Annotated in this window: 13 protein-coding genes and 3 pseudogenes; 7 read left to right on the forward strand and 9 right to left on the reverse strand. The window is 46.8% G+C overall.

The annotated features are described in order from the left end of the window. Window positions 1–269 precede the first annotated feature (269 nt). The 3 genes from EL29_RS14555 (at window position 270) to EL29_RS14565 (ending at window position 4266) form a co-directional block, all read left to right on the forward strand. Window positions 270–1556: a methyl-accepting chemotaxis protein gene (locus EL29_RS14555; protein ID WP_028715781.1), complete on the forward strand. Its 1287-nt coding sequence runs from the start codon at window positions 270–272 to the stop codon at window positions 1554–1556. Between the two features lie 431 nt (window positions 1557–1987). Continuing rightward, window positions 1988–2761, forward strand: coding sequence for a DUF1868 domain-containing protein (locus tag EL29_RS14560; RefSeq protein ID WP_028715782.1), 774 nt, complete (start codon window positions 1988–1990; stop codon window positions 2759–2761). Between the two features lie 296 nt (window positions 2762–3057). Next, the gene (locus tag EL29_RS14565) at window positions 3058–4266 is read left to right on the forward strand and encodes an aldose 1-epimerase family protein (protein WP_024471009.1); all 1209 of its coding nucleotides are present in this window, start codon (window positions 3058–3060) and stop codon (window positions 4264–4266) included. Window positions 4267–4484: 218 nt separating this feature from the next. Here the strand turns inward: EL29_RS14565 and EL29_RS14570 are convergent, their stop codons facing one another. After that, window positions 4485–5306: a TIM barrel protein gene (locus EL29_RS14570; RefSeq protein ID WP_028715783.1), complete on the reverse strand. Its 822-nt coding sequence runs from the start codon at window positions 5304–5306 to the stop codon at window positions 4485–4487. 363 nt (window positions 5307–5669) lie between these two features. Here EL29_RS14570 and EL29_RS14575 point away from each other — a divergent pair. Then, window positions 5670–6332: pseudogene (locus EL29_RS14575) on the forward strand (MFS transporter); the annotation flags it as partial. Window positions 6333–6635: 303 nt separating this feature from the next. Here EL29_RS14575 and EL29_RS14580 read toward each other — a convergent pair. Further along, entirely contained in the window at window positions 6636–6998 is a 363-nt protein-coding gene (locus EL29_RS14580; RefSeq protein WP_013027140.1) for a hypothetical protein, read from the reverse strand. Between the two features lie 465 nt (window positions 6999–7463). Beyond that, window positions 7464–8372 (reverse strand): LysR family transcriptional regulator, encoded by a 909-nt coding sequence (locus EL29_RS14585; RefSeq protein ID WP_028715784.1) that lies wholly within the window; start codon window positions 8370–8372, stop codon window positions 7464–7466. A 147-nt stretch (window positions 8373–8519) separates the two neighbouring features. Between EL29_RS14585 and EL29_RS14590 the strand changes: the two genes are divergently transcribed. The 3 genes from EL29_RS14590 to EL29_RS14600 all read left to right on the forward strand — a co-directional run bounded on the left by EL29_RS14590 (window position 8520) and on the right by EL29_RS14600 (window position 11670). Beyond that, window positions 8520–9941: a M20 family metallopeptidase gene (locus tag EL29_RS14590; protein WP_028715785.1), complete on the forward strand. Its 1422-nt coding sequence runs from the start codon at window positions 8520–8522 to the stop codon at window positions 9939–9941. Continuing rightward, window positions 9938–11212, forward strand: coding sequence for an MFS transporter (locus EL29_RS14595; RefSeq protein ID WP_028715786.1), 1275 nt, complete (start codon window positions 9938–9940; stop codon window positions 11210–11212). The genes EL29_RS14590 and EL29_RS14595 overlap by 4 nt, the downstream gene beginning before the upstream one ends. Window positions 11213–11487: 275 nt before the next feature. Then, window positions 11488–11670, forward strand: a complete 183-nt coding sequence (locus EL29_RS14600) for a hypothetical protein (protein WP_028715787.1) — start codon at window positions 11488–11490, stop codon at window positions 11668–11670. Window positions 11671–12242: 572 nt separating this feature from the next. Here the strand turns inward: EL29_RS14600 and EL29_RS14605 are convergent. The 6 genes and pseudogenes from EL29_RS14605 to EL29_RS14630 all read right to left on the reverse strand — a co-directional run. Beyond that, a pseudogene (locus tag EL29_RS14605) lies at window positions 12243–12353 on the reverse strand (IS3 family transposase); the annotation flags it as partial. 12 nt (window positions 12354–12365) lie between these two features. Then, window positions 12366–13416: pseudogene (locus EL29_RS14610) on the reverse strand (IS3 family transposase). 687 nt (window positions 13417–14103) lie between these two features. After that, a complete protein-coding gene (locus EL29_RS14615) occupies window positions 14104–15258 on the reverse strand; it encodes an ATP-grasp domain-containing protein (RefSeq protein WP_028715788.1) in 1155 nt (384 codons plus the stop codon). 1072 nt (window positions 15259–16330) lie between these two features. After that, window positions 16331–16810 carry a flavin reductase gene (locus EL29_RS14620; RefSeq protein ID WP_013027151.1) on the reverse strand — a complete coding sequence of 160 codons (480 nt, stop codon included), beginning with the start codon at window positions 16808–16810 and terminating at the stop codon, window positions 16331–16333. Between the two features lie 158 nt (window positions 16811–16968). Next, window positions 16969–17976: a hypothetical protein gene (locus tag EL29_RS14625; RefSeq protein WP_014605079.1), complete on the reverse strand. Its 1008-nt coding sequence runs from the start codon at window positions 17974–17976 to the stop codon at window positions 16969–16971. After that, the gene (locus EL29_RS14630) at window positions 17957–19195 is read right to left on the reverse strand and encodes an MFS transporter (RefSeq protein WP_028715789.1); all 1239 of its coding nucleotides are present in this window, start codon (window positions 19193–19195) and stop codon (window positions 17957–17959) included. The genes EL29_RS14625 and EL29_RS14630 overlap by 20 nt, the downstream gene beginning before the upstream one ends. Between the last annotated feature and the right edge of the window lie 3 nt (window positions 19196–19198).

Raw genomic sequence — 19198 nt, forward strand, 5'->3', positions numbered from 1 at the left:
AAGTTACTGCTGCTCGCGTATTTTACGCCACCTTCTCATCTTCGGGCTGCACGCCAGGCAAGAAAGTCCGCGTGCTTATACCGCACTGGATCGCTTTGCCTGCCACTGTGATAAACATCACTTTTTTTAATCTATTTCTAAATATGAATCCATCAGTGCCGATAATCTAAGACGACCCGCGCCGGACGCTTTACTTTTCACAGGCAGCAAACGCCCCGACACAGGCCCAAATCGTTTGTCCCTTTTATCTGAAAAAGATGGAGAGCGTTATGTTTGCCCTGACACGTTTTATGCCCGGTAGCGCTTCATGGGGGTCCGCAGATGACCAGACCAACACGCAGGCGATCAAAGCCAACATTGGCTGGATTGAATTTACGCCTGACGGCAGCATCATTACGGCAAACGAGCTTTTTCTTGAACTGACGGGTTACACGCTCAACGAGATTGCGGGTCAGCACCATCGCCTGTTCTGCGATGATAACGTCGTGCGCTCCAGCGACTACGCGCATTTCTGGCAAACCCTGGGCGCCGGTCACTCCTTTAGCGGCATTTTTGAGCGCTTTCGCAAAAATCACAGCCGGCTGTATTTAAGCGCGACGTATTTTCCTGTGAAGGATCGTCACGGCGCGGTAAAAAAAGTCATCAAAATCGCCAACGACATTACTAACAAACATGAAGCGTTGAAGCATAAAGAAGCCATTATCACCGCTCTAAATAACTCTATGGCTATGATCGAGTTCACCCCGCAGGGTGAGGTTGTTGATGCCAATAACAATTTTCTGAAATTAATGGGCTACCCGCTTGATGGCCTCAAGGGCAAACATCATCGTATGTTTTGCTATGATGAATTTTATAAAGAGCACCCTGATTTTTGGCAAAAGATCCAGCAAGGCCGGGCTTTTACTGGACGTTTTGAGCGGGTCACCGCCTCAGGCAAACGCGTCTGGCTGGAAGCCAGCTACAACCCTATAAAAGATGATGCTGAGCACGTTTATAAGGTCATCAAACTGGCATCTGATATTACCGAACGTGTTGAGAATGCTAAACGGGTTGCTGACATTGCCGTCACAACGTCGGAAGAGACGTCTCAGATCACCTTTAATGCGAATGATGTACTGGGTGAAACCATCCGCAATGCGGAATCGATGTCGTCACAGGTCAGTGCGGCAGCAGAAATTGGCGATAAGCTCAATCATTCTTCGATGGATATTAAAGAAATCGTCTCGACGATCAACGCCATCGCCGGGCAAACCAATATTCTGGCGTTAAACGCCGCGATTGAGGCGGCACGTGCAGGCGAAGCGGGGCGTGGATTTGCCGTAGTGGCCGAGGAGGTCCGGCGACTGGCGGCCTCAACATCGCAGGCGACGCTTAAAATCACCAGAGTGGTGGAAGAAAATACCACCCTTATTGAAAACATGACCCAGCAACTTGAAGAAATTAAACGCTTTCTTACCGCCGAGAATGACAAAATCAGCAACCTCTCGCGCAGTTTTCAGGAGATTAATCGCGGGGTGAATGAATTCGTGACGGTTATTCATCGGCTCAATGTATAGACGTGGGAAAGTCATGCCAGCGCTGAATACGCTGGCTTCTTCTTGCCCTGGCTAACAGGACAAATACGATCCACTGCGCCCCGCCGATTAGGTTGCGTCCCGCAGGCTGAATGCACCCAACCCGGCCGAGAACGCCAGCGCGCGGTTCCTCTTCTGGACATCACACTCTCCCTTCATCTTTTAGTCACAGACATTCGCCAGGATGGCCGATTGAGATGCGCGTCCCCTTGATTAACCAGCACGATGATGCCGGGATCTGTGCTCCCGCGCAGGTGTGTTATCGCCCCCTCATCATTGCATCAGGCTTCTGCTGTCCTGTGACATCCCGGCCAGACAGAGAAGACGTCCTCTCTACATGCCCGTGCAAGATCGCACAGGCGAGGAACCCATTAATGATTTTGCCGGAATCTGCTCAATACTGAGGTAGGACGATGACAACACGGAGAATGCTGTTGAAAGGTACGATTGCCACTCTGGGCGGTATGGCCGCCGCCCGCGCTATTGGTGCGGAACACCGCCCTAACGACGTGGGCCGTAAGTTTGCCGCGGACGGCCGGGTTGTGCCGTTTAGGGGAAACACGATTATTTGCCATCTGCCGCAGCAAGGTGAAGGCTCGGAACCCTTCGATGCCCTGCTTGATGTCTATCGTGAGTTACCCGGTGAAAGCTGGTCACGAAAGGTCACCGCGCTGCCTCCCTCCAGTTATCATATGACCGTTTTCGGCGGTGCCAACGACAAGGAAAGACGCTATCCCCTGTGGCCTGCTGGGTTGGCTCTTGATATGCCTATGGAAGAGTGCGATCGGATCCTGGCTGAGCGCCTGCGGTCGTTTAAGCTGGGTGAAGATGCCGCGCCATACCGCATGCGCGTTAATCCGGAGGCGCCCTCTGCGCATGAAACCCCGTTAACGCTGCGCCTGTTAACGGCCGATGCAGATACAGAGAAGCGCTTGCGCCAGTTGCGCGATCGCCTGTCTGAAGTCACCGGCATTCACGAGCCGGGCCACGATCGTTACCAGTTTCATATTACGCTGGGATATCAGGTTGCGCCGTTAACCGACGACGAAGATGCCGCCTGGCGACATTCACTGGCAAACTGGAAAACCATGATTGCCCAACGCGCGCCGGTTATCACGCTCGGCAATCCCGAGTACTGCCTGCTGAATGATATGTTTGCTTTTAAGCGCCAGTTTTATCTGTCGTGAATCTGCCCTGCGGGAAATGCGCGAGGCCCTTTCTTCGCGCTTCCCTTATACATCCTGGTTTTACGAAAAAAGCCTTACCGATCCATCGTGGCTGAATCGTTTACAGATTTTTGACTACTGCCGATAAAAAGATGACTTAACACCATTAAAAAGCATTTTAAATGTGAGCAACATCCCACTAACAAGCTTAATCCTTCCTCATTTTCCAGCAGGTGAGGAAAATCACGTTTCCGTTACGTTCGAATCAGTAAATTCCTCTGATGATTGAAAAAACGATTCAGCTAAAGGGGTAAATGATGAAGACAAAACTCGCACTGACGGTATTAGCCGTGATGATTTCTGGTTCTGCGTCTGCCAAAACCTGGGTGCTGACGAGTGCTGAACAAGGCACAGACAAAGGAAACTGGCAGGTTAACAGCAGCGAGCTGAAATTCCAGGGCAAGCCGTTCAGCATTGAGCAGAAAGTGTTGCACGGCGGTAAGCAGGAAGGCAGTAAGATCCTGGAGATTCGAAGTCAGGATGGCCTGACCATCACGATCGTTCCCACCCGGGGAATGAACCTGCTCCGCGTGGAAGGCTTTGGCACCCGACTGGGCTGGGATTCACCGGTTAAAGAGGTGGTGAATCCCGCTTTTATCAACCTTGAAAGTCGCAATGGCCTGGGCTGGCTGGAAGGGTTCAACGAGATGATGGTGCGCTGCGGCTATGAATGGACCGGCCATCCTGTTAACGACAAAGGCCGCATCTATACGCTGCACGGCAAAGCTGGAAACACGCCGGTCTCACAGCTTGAAGTCGAGGTGGCGGATGCGGCCCCGCACGAAATCCGCATCCGCGGTTTGATCAAAGAGAGCACCTTCAAGAAAGCCGATCTCCAGACGTGGACGGAATTGCGCTATGTACCGGGCAGCAATCAGTTCAGCCTGCATGACGTGCTGACTAACCATTCCGATTACCCACACGATTACGAGATTATCTATCACAGCAACTTCAGCACGCCAATTCTGGAAGAAGGCGCACGGTTTCTCGCCCCGATGTCGCAAATCAGTCCGTTTAATGACTATGCCAAAGCCGGTTTGAAAAACTGGCAAACTTATCAGGGCCCGACAAAAGACTTCGATGAAATGGTGTTTAACATCAAGCCGCTGTCTGACAAGGATCATCAGACCCTCGCCGCCGTAGTGAATAAAGCCGGAAACAAAGGTGCCTCTATCCAGTTTGATACCCAACAGCTGCCGCTGCTGACCCTGTGGAAAAATACCGATACGCTGAAACAAGGCTATGTCACCGGGATTGAGCCCGGCACCAACTATGCCTATCCGGTGACCATTGAACGAGAACAGAAGCGCGTGAAACAGCTGGCACCGGGCGCGAGTGCAACCTTCGATCTGACCTATACCTTGCTGCATAACAGCGAGCAGGTGAATGCGGTGGAAAAACGCATCCAGGCGATTCAGGGCGATACGAAGATTGATGAGAATGCTACGCCGATAGCGACAGAGTAAAACATCCTGCCTCTCTGCCGGGAAATTTGTCGTCTCTCAGAGCGGACAGATGATGAATCACACTTACGGGCATAATTGCCCGTAAGTGCATCAACGAAGCCTGGGCGCGTTTACTTCGACTCACTGTTGGCTGTTCCTCATAATGCTGTTTCTGCGAACCGAAGATGCATGAGATATCATCGATAGATGAGCAGGTTAAACCTCACAGGCGAGGCGCTTTACTTCAAGGAATGTTGAATCAGTTGGATGCTGTTTTTAATTTCATGCTGAATCTTGTTCTCATCCCAGTCCGCCAGTTCTGGCGCAAAAGGTTCAAAGGCATAAATGCCTTTATAGCCTCGTTCTTCAAGCTGTTTAACCTGGCGACAGGTGAACAGGCGATCTTCCGGCGTCAACATTATGCGCTCGGCATCTGTCAGGCTTTCACGCGGACGTTTGTCCTCCACGCCCGACAGGTGAACCAGACCAATTTGGGCGATATCCACCTGACTGAATTCGGCGTCTGCATCGGGATAGAGATGATGATGGAAGGTGTCGATTAATAATTTAAAGGGAACATGGGCATCGCGAATAAGCTTCTGCGCCTGCGCTGCCGAACGCAGCGAGCTTTGTGGGAAGCCGAGTGGCTCAACCAGTCCGGTTATTCCGTAGGTCGCGAACAGCGGTGCCAAATCGCGCAGTGCGTTTAATGTTACCTCTGGCGCAACCGACGAGCCGTCGTTGAGGGTACAAAGCACCAGCGAACGCGCCCCTACCGCTTTCGCATCGGCCAGCAAGGATTCGGTCAGTTGGCGAACCTGTTCCGTACGCTGATTGAAGGGATAAACGGCATTTATGGTAATAATGTCAATGCCATAGCGTTCAGCCAGTGCGCAAACCTGGGCAGCACTCAGGTTGTCCATCACGTTACCGCTGGGCAAGTCGTTACGAAGTTCCACCTTATTCAACCCTAAACCGTTCACCAACCTGAAGAAGGCTTCAATGCTCAGCGAGGGGGCGATCTTTCTGTTAATACAAAAACGTTCTGCGGCGATGGTCATGCGACTCTCCTGAACCCGGTAACATCAAGCGAACCCAATGGGATAATAAAAATATTTATTTCATTTTATATTAAAAGGAAAATAAAGTTCTTTGATGACACTCGCAAATACGTTAACGCCCGGTTAAATAACTCAGAAAATAAAGAATAAAACCCACCATTTTTCTTAATTAACAATTAACTATTCATTATTCTTTTCCTGACAAGAATCGGCAGGTTCACGTGAAAAAATGTATCCCTGATGAAATGGAAATTTCATTTAAATGCCCTTAAGCACCCTGCGAGGACAGCGACAGTCAGGTGTGAATCTTTTGCCGGTGTCAGGTCAGTACCTGACTATCGCGGGTTAGGTTATTAGTGGAGAGCAGCCATCCAGCAGCTAACCGGCGTTAACACCATTATGTATTATGCCCCCACCGTGCTGAAGTCAGTCGGTATGTCGGATAACGCCGCGCTTTTTGCCACCATCGCCAATGGCGTGGTGTCCGTCCTGATGACGTTCGTTGGGATCTGGATGCTGGGTAAAGTGGGTTGCCGAACCATGGTGATGACGGGACAGTTTGGTTGCACCGCCTGCCTAATCTTTATCGGTACGGTGAGCTATCTGCTGCCTGAAAAGGTTAATGGTCAGCCATATGCGCTACGGGCTTATAGGGTACTGGCGGGCATGCTGATGTTTCTCAGTTTCCAGCAGCGTGCCTTATCAGCCATGACATGGTTGTTAATGTCAGAGATATTTCCGACGCGACTGCGTGGCATCTTCATGGGCGGTGCCGTATTCGCCATGTGGATAGCGAACTTCCTGATCTCTCTTTTCTTCCCTCTTCTTCTTGCCTGGGTTGGTCTGGCGAGTACGTTCTTTATTTTCGCCGCCATTGGACTCTTTGGTGCCATTTTTGTCATCAAATGCGTGCCGGAAACCCGTAACAGAAGCCTGGAGCAGATCGAGCATGATCTTAAGGGCTTGCTTGATGATGAAAATCGCCATACGGCCAACCATGCCGTTTTCGTTTCAAAAAGCCGCTAACGGCACAGGCGCTTAAGAGTTGGTAATCGCCTGTGCCGTAATGAGGACGTTTAAGGGATGATAGTGCTCAATGTTATCTGACGATGCCCCGTGGATGATCGCGTTCCAGTCAGTAAACCGTCATCTCAACGCTGCGCGGGGCATGACGAATATTGATCACCTTTTGCGCCACCATCTGAGGCGTCATGCAGTATAACCGCCCCGGATACAGAGACAGGCTGATATCCGGGGCGTTATTAATTACCGTCAGGCGCTGTGCTAAGCATCGGTGTTCTCCCTACGGACTCATTTAGGGGAAAGCCGTTAGGCCGAAAAGCGACAAGGACGATCAAGCTCGTCCAGTTTCTTTTCCACCAGCCACTGAAACGCTTTGCCATCCGGGCGGGAATAAAGCGCTTTTCTCACCGGCACCAGCGCCACCCACTTCTGGGCAATCGTCATTTTTTTAACGTCGGACAGCGGCAGCCCATGACTTTCGCTAATCGCCCGATTAACGGCCTGTTCGGCAGTGATGCCCTTCCAGTTACGGTTACGCTTCAGCGCCTCGCCAAACCACAGCAGGCGAAAACTCTGGTGACGTTCGATAAGCCCTTTCATCGCACTGACGCGCTGCCAGAACGTTTTACTGAGGGTATCAATGACATCCTCAGGAAAGAAAGAATCCATGGTGGTTCTCCTTTGCAGATGAATGTTCAGGTCAGTATGTGCACCGCTCTCTGTTATATCGGCATATGACCGTCAGAGTGACAGTGACGCATAGCAGGAATGATAAGCGTGTCACAGGTAAAAAACGCGCCTGTTTACAGCCTTTTACGTCCTTTACACTACTCCACAACGCTGTATTGCTGGGGATAAGACAAAGAGGAAAAGCGATAAGGTGGAGTCCGAAAAAAAGCAGACTTTATCCGGAACACTAAGCCCGGTGGCGAGATCAAAGGCTGATGAAGGAAGAAATCTAAACGGATTTGCGCCGCGATCTTCGATCATCAATGCGCCCTGTCACGGTCAGGTGCTCAGGATCGTGGCTGTCGGTGTGCAGAAACGCCGAAAGCAGGACGTTAAAAGTAACCCTGCGCTGTCGTTGGGAAGATTACGACTGAACGCAACGTCTCAGAATCAGCCATATCAAGGCTATGTCACCGCATCCAGTTCGGTGAGTTGCTGCCGCGCAAACGTTAAAAATACCTCCAGCGCGGCACTACGCGGCCGGCCGGAAGGCACCTGCAACTGCAGATTGCGCTGGCTTAATTGATCGATGCCGACGGATCGCAAAACCAGTCCGTGCGCTTCGGCTTCCTGTATCACGCTGAACGCACTGCAAATGGTGACGGCTAATGGCGTATGCAGCAGGAACTGGAACAGGGTTGAGAAATTGTCGCAGGTCACGACCGGTTCAATCAGATTGCCGCTCATATGGCTTGCCAGCTCGAACAGCTGTCGTACCGTGGTGTTTTGCTGCGGCAGTGCCAGTGGATAGTGGCTGATATCGCTGAGCGTTACCTGCGGCGCGCTGGCCAGTGGATGACCCTGATGCATGACTAACAGCACCGGTGCAGGCCAGGAACCGAGGATCTCAACCCCGTGCTCAGCGTGCAGGCTGAACTGCAGCGCCAGGTCGCAGTCGCCATTACGTATCAGTTCTGATACGCCCTGTGGGCTGGCGACCTTGATCTCAAAAAGGATGCCGGGATTATTCTCCCGAAATGCGGCGATCATGCGGGGCAGCAACGTGAAGGCCAGGCCATCGGTACAGACCAGCCGAATCAGGGTGCGGCGTACTGCTTTCAGCCCTTTGATTTCCGCCAGCGCGTATTCCATATCCAGCATATTTTTGCGCACGTGATGGGCAAAAATTTCCCCGGCTTCATTCAGCACCATGCCGCGCGCGTGGCGATCAAACAGCGGCACGCCCACCTGCGCCTCCAGCCGCTGAATTTGACGACTGATCGCCGATACCGCAATAAACAGCTGCTCGCTTGCCGCACTGAGCGATCCGGCATTGGCGACGGCAAGAAAATAGCGGATTTCATTACTGATCATGCGAACGCCTTTTGCTGGTGCATGCCTCGAAAACGGGCAGGAAGCTTTGCTTTAAAAGCAAATCTTACTCGATAAATTGATAATTGTGGCAAAGCAGCGTTTCGGAAATGATGGGAAAACCATAATACGAATAAAAGACGAGCAAACATGACAGCCCAACAAGCGGTAGACCAGGCCACCGCCTGGTTCGACAGTGGGGAATTTCAGCGGGTTCTGGCGCGCCGCGTTTCGCAGCGAACCGAGAGCCAGCGCCAGGATCGCGACAGTGAATTACACCACTATTTACACGACGAAATCGGCCCACAGCTAAGTGTGTTGGGTTTCACCCTCCACTTCATCGAAAACGCCGAAGCGGCCCATCGTCCTTTTCTGGTGGCGGTGCGCATCGAAGATCCTGCGCTCCCTACGCTGCTGAGTTACGGCCATGGCGATGTGGTGTTCGGCGATGATGAAAACTGGCGTGAAGGATTAATGCCCTGGCAGCTTGTTGAAGAGGGCGATCGCTGGTACGCCCGTGGCAGCGCAGATAACAAAGGTCAGCACTGCGTAAATCTGGCCGCGCTGGAACAGGTGTTTCTCGCACGCGGCGGACGTCTGGGCTTCAACTGTAAGCTGCTGTTTGAGATGGGCGAAGAGATCAGCTCACCCGGCCTGGCGCAGCTGTGCCGGCAGCACGGCGATCTGCTGAAAGCCGATCTGTTTATCGCCTCGGATGGCCCGCGCCTGAATGCGGTGCAACCTACCCTGTTTCTGGGATCGCGCGGTGCCGTGAATTTCCGCCTGACGGTGACGGCCCGTGACAACGCCTATCACTCTGGCAACTGGGGCGGTTTGCTGAGCAATCCCGGCACGCAGCTGGCCAACGCCATTGCCGCGCTGGTTAACGCACAGGGTGTACTTCAGGTGGAAGCACTGAAGCCTGACTCACTGACGCCGCAGGTACGTGACATTCTCAGCCAGATCAACGTTGGCGGGATGCCGGGCGATCCCGAGATCGATCCGAACTGGGGCGAACCCGCATTAACGCCAACGGAACGCCTGTACGGCTGGAATACGCTTGAAGTGCTGGCCTTCCTGACCGGCAATCCTGCGCGCCCGATGAACGCCATTCCAGGTGAGGCAACGGCCGTCTGTCAGTTGCGCTTTGTGGTGGGCACCGACTGGGAAAAGCTGGCGCAGCACGTCAGCGAACATCTGACGCAGCACGGCTTTGGCTATGTGAAGGTCGAGTTCCTGCGCGGATCGCCGGCAACCCGCCTTGATCCCACCGATCCGCTGGTCGACTGGGTGCTGGCCAGCATCGCCGAAACCAGCGGTAAGAAACCGGCTCTGCTGCCCAACCTGGGCGGTTCGCTGCCCAACGAGGTGTTTTCCGACATCCTCGGCTTGCCCACATTGTGGGTGCCGCACTCCTATCCCGCCTGCGGCCAACACGGGGTGAACGAACATATGCTGAAGTCGATTGCGCGTGAAGGTCTGCAAATCATGACCCGACTGTTATGGGACTTAGGCGAGCAAGGCCGCGAACTGGTGGCGAAGCATCGTCAACATGCCGGAGGTGCCGCATGAGCACGCTCAACACCGCTGCACCGCTGCACGCGAATAAACCCAGCCTGCATAAAACCCTTTTCGCCACCTGCATCGGTAACGCGCTGGAGTGGTTTGATATTGCGGTTTACGGCTTTTTTGCCAGCTATATTGCCCATGCGTTTTTCCCGACCAGCGATCCGTCCGTTTCTATGCTGCTGACCTTCGGCAGTTTCGGTGTCTCCTTCCTGATCCGGCCATTGGGCGCGATTGTGTTGGGTAACTATGCCGATCGCCACGGGCGTAAAAAAGCGCTACTGCTCTCCATCAATCTGATGATGCTGGGCGGTGCCATCATTACGTTTATGCCGGGCTACGAACACATTGGTCTGGCTGCGCCCTTATTGATTCTGCTGGCGCGTCTGATACAAGGCTTCTCTGCCGGTGGCGAATTTGGTAGCTCGACGGCGTTTCTGGTCGAGCATTTTCCCGAGCGCAAAGCCTTTATCGCCAGCTGGCAGTTCGCCACGCAAGGGGCAAGTACCCTGATGGCATCGGCCTTTGGTCTGGGATTAACGAAAATCCTGACGGAAAGCGAGATCCAGGACTGGGGCTGGCGCATTCCTTTTGCCTTTGGTCTGCTGATCGGCCCGCTGGGGATCTATATTCGCCGCCACGTACATGAACCTGCCAGCTTCGCCACCCGGCAGCCTGAAGTCGCCCCGCTTAAGCGCCTGTTTGGTCGTCAGAAAGAGCTGATGCTGCTGGCGATTGGCCTGATGGTGATCTCTACGGCGGTTAACTACATGCTCAACTATGTGCCGACCTACGCCACCCACAATCTCCACCTGCCCGGCTCTGTGGCCTTTACCGCCACCTTGCTGGCGGGGGTGATCCTGACCGTGGTGACGCCGATTATGGGCCTGTGGGCAGAGCGCGTGGGCCGGGTTCCGCTGATGTGGGGATCGCTGATTTTACTGATTGTCACCATCTACCCTGCCTTTAAGCTGGTGGTGAATCACACCACGCCCACCACGCTGATCGTGCTGGTCTGCTGGATGGCGTTGCTCAAGTCGATTTACTTCTCCACGGTACCCTCGGTCATGGCCGATCTGTTTCCTATGGGCACGCGCGCCAGCGGCATGGCGATCAGCTATAACGTGGCGGTGACGGTATTTGGCGGATTTGCGCCGCTGATCTGCACGCTGTTGATCACCGCCACCGGCACCAGCCTGGCTCCCGGCTATTACCTGATGGCGATGTCGGTGCTGAGCGGCCTGGCGCTGCTGCGAAGCCAGAAGCGGGTGACCTGAGAGCACAGGTGCACAGGGTTGTGCACCTGACGGATTTTATCATCGTGATGAACAGACAGCATGTTTTTGGAAAGAGATTCCCATTTTTGTCATCCATGTCAGATTTCCGCTGTTCGTCATGGCAACCTTAATCATTTACACGTTATGGCGCATGGTTCATCTTTACGGTGTGGTCAGCAACTCGGTTCGATTTCAGCATGACCGGGCTTCACTCTTTTTGTTGCATCATGCCCAGTCATTGAAGTGTGTACCTCTCTCATAACAAGGATGATGGGATGACAATCTCTAAGGAAAAGACCAAAACAAATCAGTACCAAATCCGACTTTCTCACGAGTTTCGGACGCAGCTCGAAGAACAGGCGTGTGAGGATGGTGACGTCAACCTGGCGACGTGGATAAAGCGGGTACTGCGGAAAGAGCTTAAGGTAAGGGGCATTGAGCCGAAGGGGGGAATTTAGGTTGGAGTTATTTCGCTTTAACGGCATTATTATTGTTGTCTCAACAACCAGCCAATGTTTCAGCTGCCAGAGATAAATGCTTATGCGGTTGCCAGTTTTAGTTGACTACTACAGTGCTGACGAATAATGGATACGTAGAGTAAAATTACCCCAAAGTGATCTCGAAGCAGTAGTTAATAAAGAGGGTATGGTTAAAAGTAAAGATTACATAGCTAAATGGCTTTAGACAGGTGAGGATTTATAATGAGTGCAGTAAAAGTTGCAATTAATCCATAGGACTTCACTCTTTATAAATTTGATGACTCTACTTATATAATGAAAGTCATATTTAGTGAAGGCGAGTATAAAGTTGATGTGGAGAGGTTTTTTATTTTAACTGATTATTTTTCTGGGTTTGAATATAACATCTAAAAATTAAAAAAAATCTCTCAAGAGATAAGAAGTGACTATAATAAGCACAAGCATAGAGAAATTAATAAGATTCACTTTAATATTCTTTTAAAGTTTTTTTAACAAGTTTACCACTATGAATCGCCACGGATAATCCAGACACTTCTGAGCCGTTGATAATACTAGTTTTCATATTCTGTCGGTGACATCTGATCGCTCGAACCATGCCGACGCTTACTGTTATAGAACATTTCGATGTAATCAAAAAAATCGCTACGGGCTTCCTCCCTTGTAAGTACACCTTTTTAGTTCCACGCACTTTTTGAGATTTCCGGGTTTTCAGTTATCAGCCGGTATTCTTCCGGCGTCAGGTTATTCAGGGATTCATGAGGGCGCTCGCTTTTATATTCCATCAGCCAGCGCTCTAGAATTTCCTGTGCTTCATTCAGGGTTCTGAACAGATAAAAACCCAGTATTTCTGTCCAGTACGTCCCGCAGAATCGCTCGACAAAGGCATTATGCGTTAGCTTGCCAGGCCTGATAAACTCTGGCATCACACCATGCTCTTCTGCCCATTGTGCCAGCTCAGCGAGACCCGCTCCAGGCAATTAACCATATCCGCACCCTCAGCGGATATCCGCGGTTCGCCACTATCCTGTCCAGTCCCCTGATGACACGTTGGGCTGTGATATTCAGGTCAATTCGAACGCCAGTACTTCGCTGTTAAAATCACCCAACCCATTTTAGGTCCGGAAGCGTCTTCCGCATACCAGCGCATCGTGCATAAAATAGATGGACCCGCTCTGGTTCATTGCCTCTGGCGTAGGCAGCGAGCCTGGATTACTCACCGGCAAAGCGCTGTTTTCCCTTATGGCGAAAATTCAGGTTCAGCAGGCAATAAATCCGGTAAACGCGCTTATGGTTCCAGCTATTGCCCTGCATGCGCAGCACCTGAAAAAGCTTTTAAAGCCTTATCGCGGATAGCGTTCAGCCGTCACGGTCAGTGCCATAATGGCCGGCTCATCACGTCGCGTATCCGGCTGATATCGAAATACCGTCCTGCTCAGCGAAAATATCCTGCAGGCATGACGTCATCTCATAGCAAACTGCGCGGTCAGACAGCTGACTACCTGACGCTTTATCGCTGGTTTTAACATTTATTTTAAATAACGTCTTTCAATGCCGACACTCGAGACTCAGGTCCGCAAACATCGGTTTTAGCCGGCGGTTTACATTTTCGAGGTCTTTCATGTTTTTGATATCACAGGCCTCTGAAATTCCGACTTCGCGGCAGACATCTTTCACGGACTTCAGAACGGCAAAGATCTGGTGTTCGATGAATCGGGCTTTGCGCATGACAATCTCCTCCGGTAAAATAATTATTATGCCGAAAGATCTCTAAAGTTGAATGGTCCGCTTTGACGTGATGCTGACAGCTAAATATGATACTATCTATTATTAAATCTTAAATGAATTTTTAAAAAGTGCTTGCTGCAGAAGAATTGATGGTTAAGAGCTAAGTCTAACTTATTAATGGCAAGAAGCATTTAATTTTGATAACATCACAAACATTGTTCTTTTAAACTCTTTTTATACCAACTGCATTTGTGGGAGGCAAAATGAACAATTATTGGCATCAATTCGTAGACACATGATATTTATCAATGCGAAGTAACATTGAGGCAGATTACAACTCCCCTCTGAACATCGAAACTCCCATTAACTCAGAACATCTAAATATCTACAGACCTTCAAAAACATTGCCTACGAGTTAAATAAATATAATACCACGTATAGTCTCACCATAGCTAACCAATAATATAGATCATTTTTTGAAAAAATTAATTCCACACCAGGGAGGGCAACCATCTTTAAATTAATCAATTACTACCCCACTCTGTTTACTATAATAATTAATCATCATACTTATCAATTAATTCTAATTTTTTTGACAACCTCAAAATAATACAGTTAATTATTTTATTTCCCCAATAAACTTATAGTTTTCTATTTTAAAACTGCATATTACAAATACATGTAAATTTAAATATATTTTTCGAATAACTCCTTACTCTCATTTATGCCATGAATAATTCTTTCTGAGTATATTTCTAATTCAGTATTTTTGATCCTCTCTAATAGTTCACATTGATCTTCACCCCATATTGTGGCCCTTCCTGTGTTGGTTTTTCGAGATTTCATTTTTTGGACGAAACCAAATTCTTTTAAACCTGTTTCAAGTTTCAAATGAATTGGCATCTCAATAACTTCGTTTTCATGATTTAATTGTGAAGAAAATTTATTATAAATTTTACCTTCCAAATCCAATTGATATAAATTTTCATTACAAGCATATCCAGTAGCTCTGATTGTTCCATTATACCTCGCATTAATTTCTATAACTACCAAATCCTGATGTGTTTTTATAAACTCAACCTCTATCCATCCATTAAAGATATTGGTATTACTAATTTTACTTAATATGGCATTTATTTTTTCATTTAAGCTTTTATTTTTTAGCTTGCTAATATACCTGAATTTGTCCATTGCGTGCCCGCTATGAATATCAGTTTCGCCTTTAAACATTATCGGGGAGGCTATATAAAACCCATTTAGCATATAAGCGTTTACAGAAAACTCAAGTCCTTTCAGAAACTGTTCTACATACCAATCAGTTACCTCATGAGGGAGTTTATATATGTCATCAAATCTTTGGCAATAAAATTGATTTACACCACCTGCTCCATTGTTAGCTTTACAGACTATAGTTCCACCATTATATTCAAGGAAATCATGTATTTCTTTTTTTGTGTTACATTGAAGCCCTTTGGGAATACTAACACCCAAAAATGCCATTAACTCTTGCGTGATGCTTTTATAAGCAGCTGTAGAAAAAGCATTTTCATTCATGCCTAGATAGATGTTTCTTAATCCTGCCAACTCAACAGCTTTTAATTCAGCGAACGAGTTGATTTCAGAACCGGAAGTGCTCCATATAAAATCAATTTCATTCCCAAGCTCCATTAATCTTACAGAGTAAGAATCTATCTTATCGTAGTACTCATATTTTAAACCTAAGCTAAGTTCATTTATTTTTGGAGTATAGAAAATTAGTGATCTTTTTAATCCAAACTCATCGCATGCCATAGAGGATAAATCACTATTAAAATGCGACGTAATAATTAAACTTTTCATCATTTTACACCTTTAGTTATGCTACTTTAATTTCATCCATAGAAAAATGAACGTTTATAAAATACTAACTCAATAGCTAAAATGGTTATAAAGAGTAACTAAATGCCAGATTTAAATTTCTAACTCGCACTAAATAAGTATGTAGTTTCGATATCTTAAATATAATAATACATGCACTGTGAGCCTGACGGCAAGCCGTCAATACATGTCCTTTGGCTGGAATCGCCTTTACTAACAAGTGTCTAATATGTAAGCCAAACCTGAATTAATACTACATCAAGACGACCAGAATGACCACAAATCGGCATTAGTTTTATCAAAAAATACGATATCAATGCTAGCTGTTGTCATCATAACAACTGCCTATGTTCCAGTGAATTGAGAGAAACGCCTTGGGGTAACCACATCCAAATGTCATCATTACCTGAGAGATGACGCTATCGGGCGGTAACAAATCCGTTTAACCTTTAAAATAGAGCACCGGTCCTTTTCTACTTCACATCACACTCCCATACACCTGTTTTACTCATCTGGCATTTTGTGCCTGATTCTCACTTCAAAAAAATAATTTTCCTCTGGGAAGGTTCCCTTTTTATTAAGGAATCGTACCTATGCATTACATCAGGATGACTAATCCTCTTATGTTACTGAATTATGATTAGACGGCTTCTGCAAAAATTATAGTGCATTACGTAAAAACTCAGCTTAACCTTCGTCTTAATTACGGACACATAGTTGATGAAGATCCCCTGATTCCTGCTGACGGCCTTCCTGACTTCCTGACCTGGTTCCCGAATCTGATTTAAATTGGGATTCAGGTATAATGGGTTCAGGAAAAAGGAAGCAAAAATTCAGAATTTAAATGAAAGTGAAAATCAAATAAAAAATTAATATTTACACGGAAGGTATAATTTAAACACCTAAAAAAAACACACCTTACAACTCTATTTTAATGTAGAAACAAGAATATTAACACCTGGTGATTATATCTGATGAATATGATGCGGCCTGTTTTTTCTCAGAATATTTATGCCACGAAATAAAGACAGTATTACAGCATTTTAGGCATAGTGCCTTATGATACACGATGATAATTCCGGCAATAATAAACCAGCGCATCTTTCCCCACAAAAGCTTTAGAAGAAAGAACCTGACAAAAGAAGACAGAGTGGGTTCCTGATTCCACAATATTATCTACACGACAATCTAAACAGCAAACGGAATCAACTACAGCAGGAGACCCCGTGACCAGAACGTCTGCGTCGAATAATGCTAAGCGCTCCTCAACTGAAACCTGATGATTAGCACATTGCATTGCAATGTTGCTTTGCTCTCCTGAAAGAATGCTGACACACAAAGAGCCATTATTTCTTATAACACTATTGTTATTGGAGGCACGATTTATACATACGAGTAAAGTGGGTGGGTCGTCGGTGACAGAACACACGGATGAAACTGTACATGCTGCAGCCCCGCAGGAGCCGCTTGATGTTACAATAGTGACTGCAGTAGGAAGATGCGACATTGCGTGGCGAAAAGCACTTTTATCTAGCATAATAGAGCTCCAATGAGTGTTGAGGTGTTATCGCATGATGTTAAATGAGCAATGACATGTAACTTTAAAATATTTTAAACTGGTTCTTATATACAACCTTCAACCCGGTAACCATGTCGCCTTTTCAAAATGAGAGGTTATTTCTAGTTTATGTTTTATTATTCTTTCTTTGAAAAAAGATCATGTTCCTGAATAGCCATGGTAAGACTGTATGGGATGTTATTTTTAATAAGCTGTTCTGCTATATCGCTTGATGGTTTATAAGGGTAAATATACTCTTGAACGGCAGGCATGACCAGATTAGTGGGTAACGCAAACTCAACTTCAGATTGATTTGGTAATGCCATTTTCCATTTTTCAATCACCTGATGCCAGTAGTTATCCATTTTTTCGCCTCCCACAAATGCTGCAGGCTGAAAAAAATTTAACAGCGCAATGTTTGTAAAATTATCAAAGATAAATGCATCGCGCCATTCACTGGTAAAACTCAATTCTTCGCCATTCAGTCTTCTGCATTGTGCCTGGCTTAAAAAAGCTTCTAAAAAATTAAAAGATATAACATCGTTTTTTGCCTGATGAATAATAAAAGCTACAAATGCGTCAAGTGGGAGATAAAGGGTACGGCCTTTATGTGCAAAACCGCTATTGACCTCTTGAACGGCTGTCATATAGATGAAGCTAAGAGAAATACGTTTAAACTTCATACTTGTATCAAAGTCATGACGCAGACGTCGATCTACAGAGGCAGAGTGCATTTCATTTGGTTTTAGCGAGTAAACGATATTATGTTTCTTTTTTTTATTTCGTGTGAAAAAGGTAAGTTTATCTATTTTCCCGCCGTTATTAAACCACCATGCATAAGGGCGCCAGTTCAGATCGCTAAAGTTGGTATGGGTCAAGAAAAACCTTAAATGGAACGCGTTTTTGTTACTATTTTGTAGATCGTAGACATAACGTGAGACCCCCGCTCTTGGAAAAAAAACATTCATACTTGCATGAGGTAAGGTAATATAAATATCTTCTGATGTTATAAACTCATTGATTGCGCTGGGTGTGACGCCAAGCGTTTCAAGCACATGTTCTCTTTCCTGCGTATTTAAATGAGTAAACTGTTTAAGATAAAAACCAGTAATAAATTCAGAAAAATCACTTTTGAAATTTAACATCACCTAAATCCTCATAGTTAAAACTGCGACTCTGATAAACCCATAATACATTGAAAAAAATAAGCAGTATCGCAAGTATTAGATAAGTTGTAGTTATGCTGTAAAAAGTCAAAAAAGCACCAGACGAAATAGAAAAGACAATTTTCACACCAGAAGCGACTGAGTTTCTCATCATTGTGAATTTACCAATATTTTCTATATCAGGCATTTGATTCGTGAGTACCTTAATAGAAATCATATGCCATGAAACAAAAAAAGAAGTGAGAAATAAAAAAAAGTATACGGCATAATAATTTCTCGTTGATAAACACATCAAAATCAGACAGATGCCAGAAATACACAGAGAAAACCGTAATGAAGACTTTAGAGAAAGCATATTGAGTGCTGCTGCTATCCCCGAGATAATGACAGCACATTGTAGAGTCATATTCAGCACTGGATAAATTTTCTCGCTATTACCATATAGAGAAGATAATGAAGGAAGGGATGTGTTTAAAAATTGTAAAGCTCCACTTGATGGAACAGTAAAAATCAAGGGTAACAAAAAGTCCTTACTGCGAAAAAGATATGTAAAGGATTCATTTTTCTTAGTGACAGAGTGAATCTGCACAATAACCTCAGCGTCTTTATTATCAGGATTCCCTTTCTCAAAAAGTGTCGAAATATAAATATTCAAAAGGTAGATGCAGCAGGTCAGCATGAGCGCTTGCATGTAGTAACCCGTACTGATAGCCCATCCTCCTATGGCCGCGCCAAAAACCTGAGCGGCCTGCATGCCAGAGGAGGCAAGCTGAAGTGCTTTTATTGCATCACTATTACTGAATGCTGTTCTGATAATGCGATTTTGGGATGTCTTATTAAACATTTTGACAACAGATAATACGGCCTGTGCCAAATAAAAGATACTGAGCGTGATTAGTTCAAAACCCTCATTTCTCATTAAAATAAAATAGACAATTAGCGATATGGCACTAAGAGAAACATTACTGATAAATAACTGTTTTCCAGGACTGCTCGCATCAGCTTTTTTGAGGAAAAAGAATCCTAATACGGCTGATGGAAGATATGAAGAAACTATAGTCAGACTGACAAGCATCGGACTATGAGTTTCATGATATATAAGCCACAAAAATATAACCGTCTGAATCCCTTCAGCCGAGCATGAAAGAAAATTGTATATCTGGAAGAAAGCGTTTTTTTTGGTTTCATATTTTAACATATC

The organism is Pantoea ananatis LMG 2665, assembly GCF_000710035.2.
Lineage (GTDB): Bacteria > Pseudomonadota > Gammaproteobacteria > Enterobacterales > Enterobacteriaceae > Pantoea > Pantoea ananatis.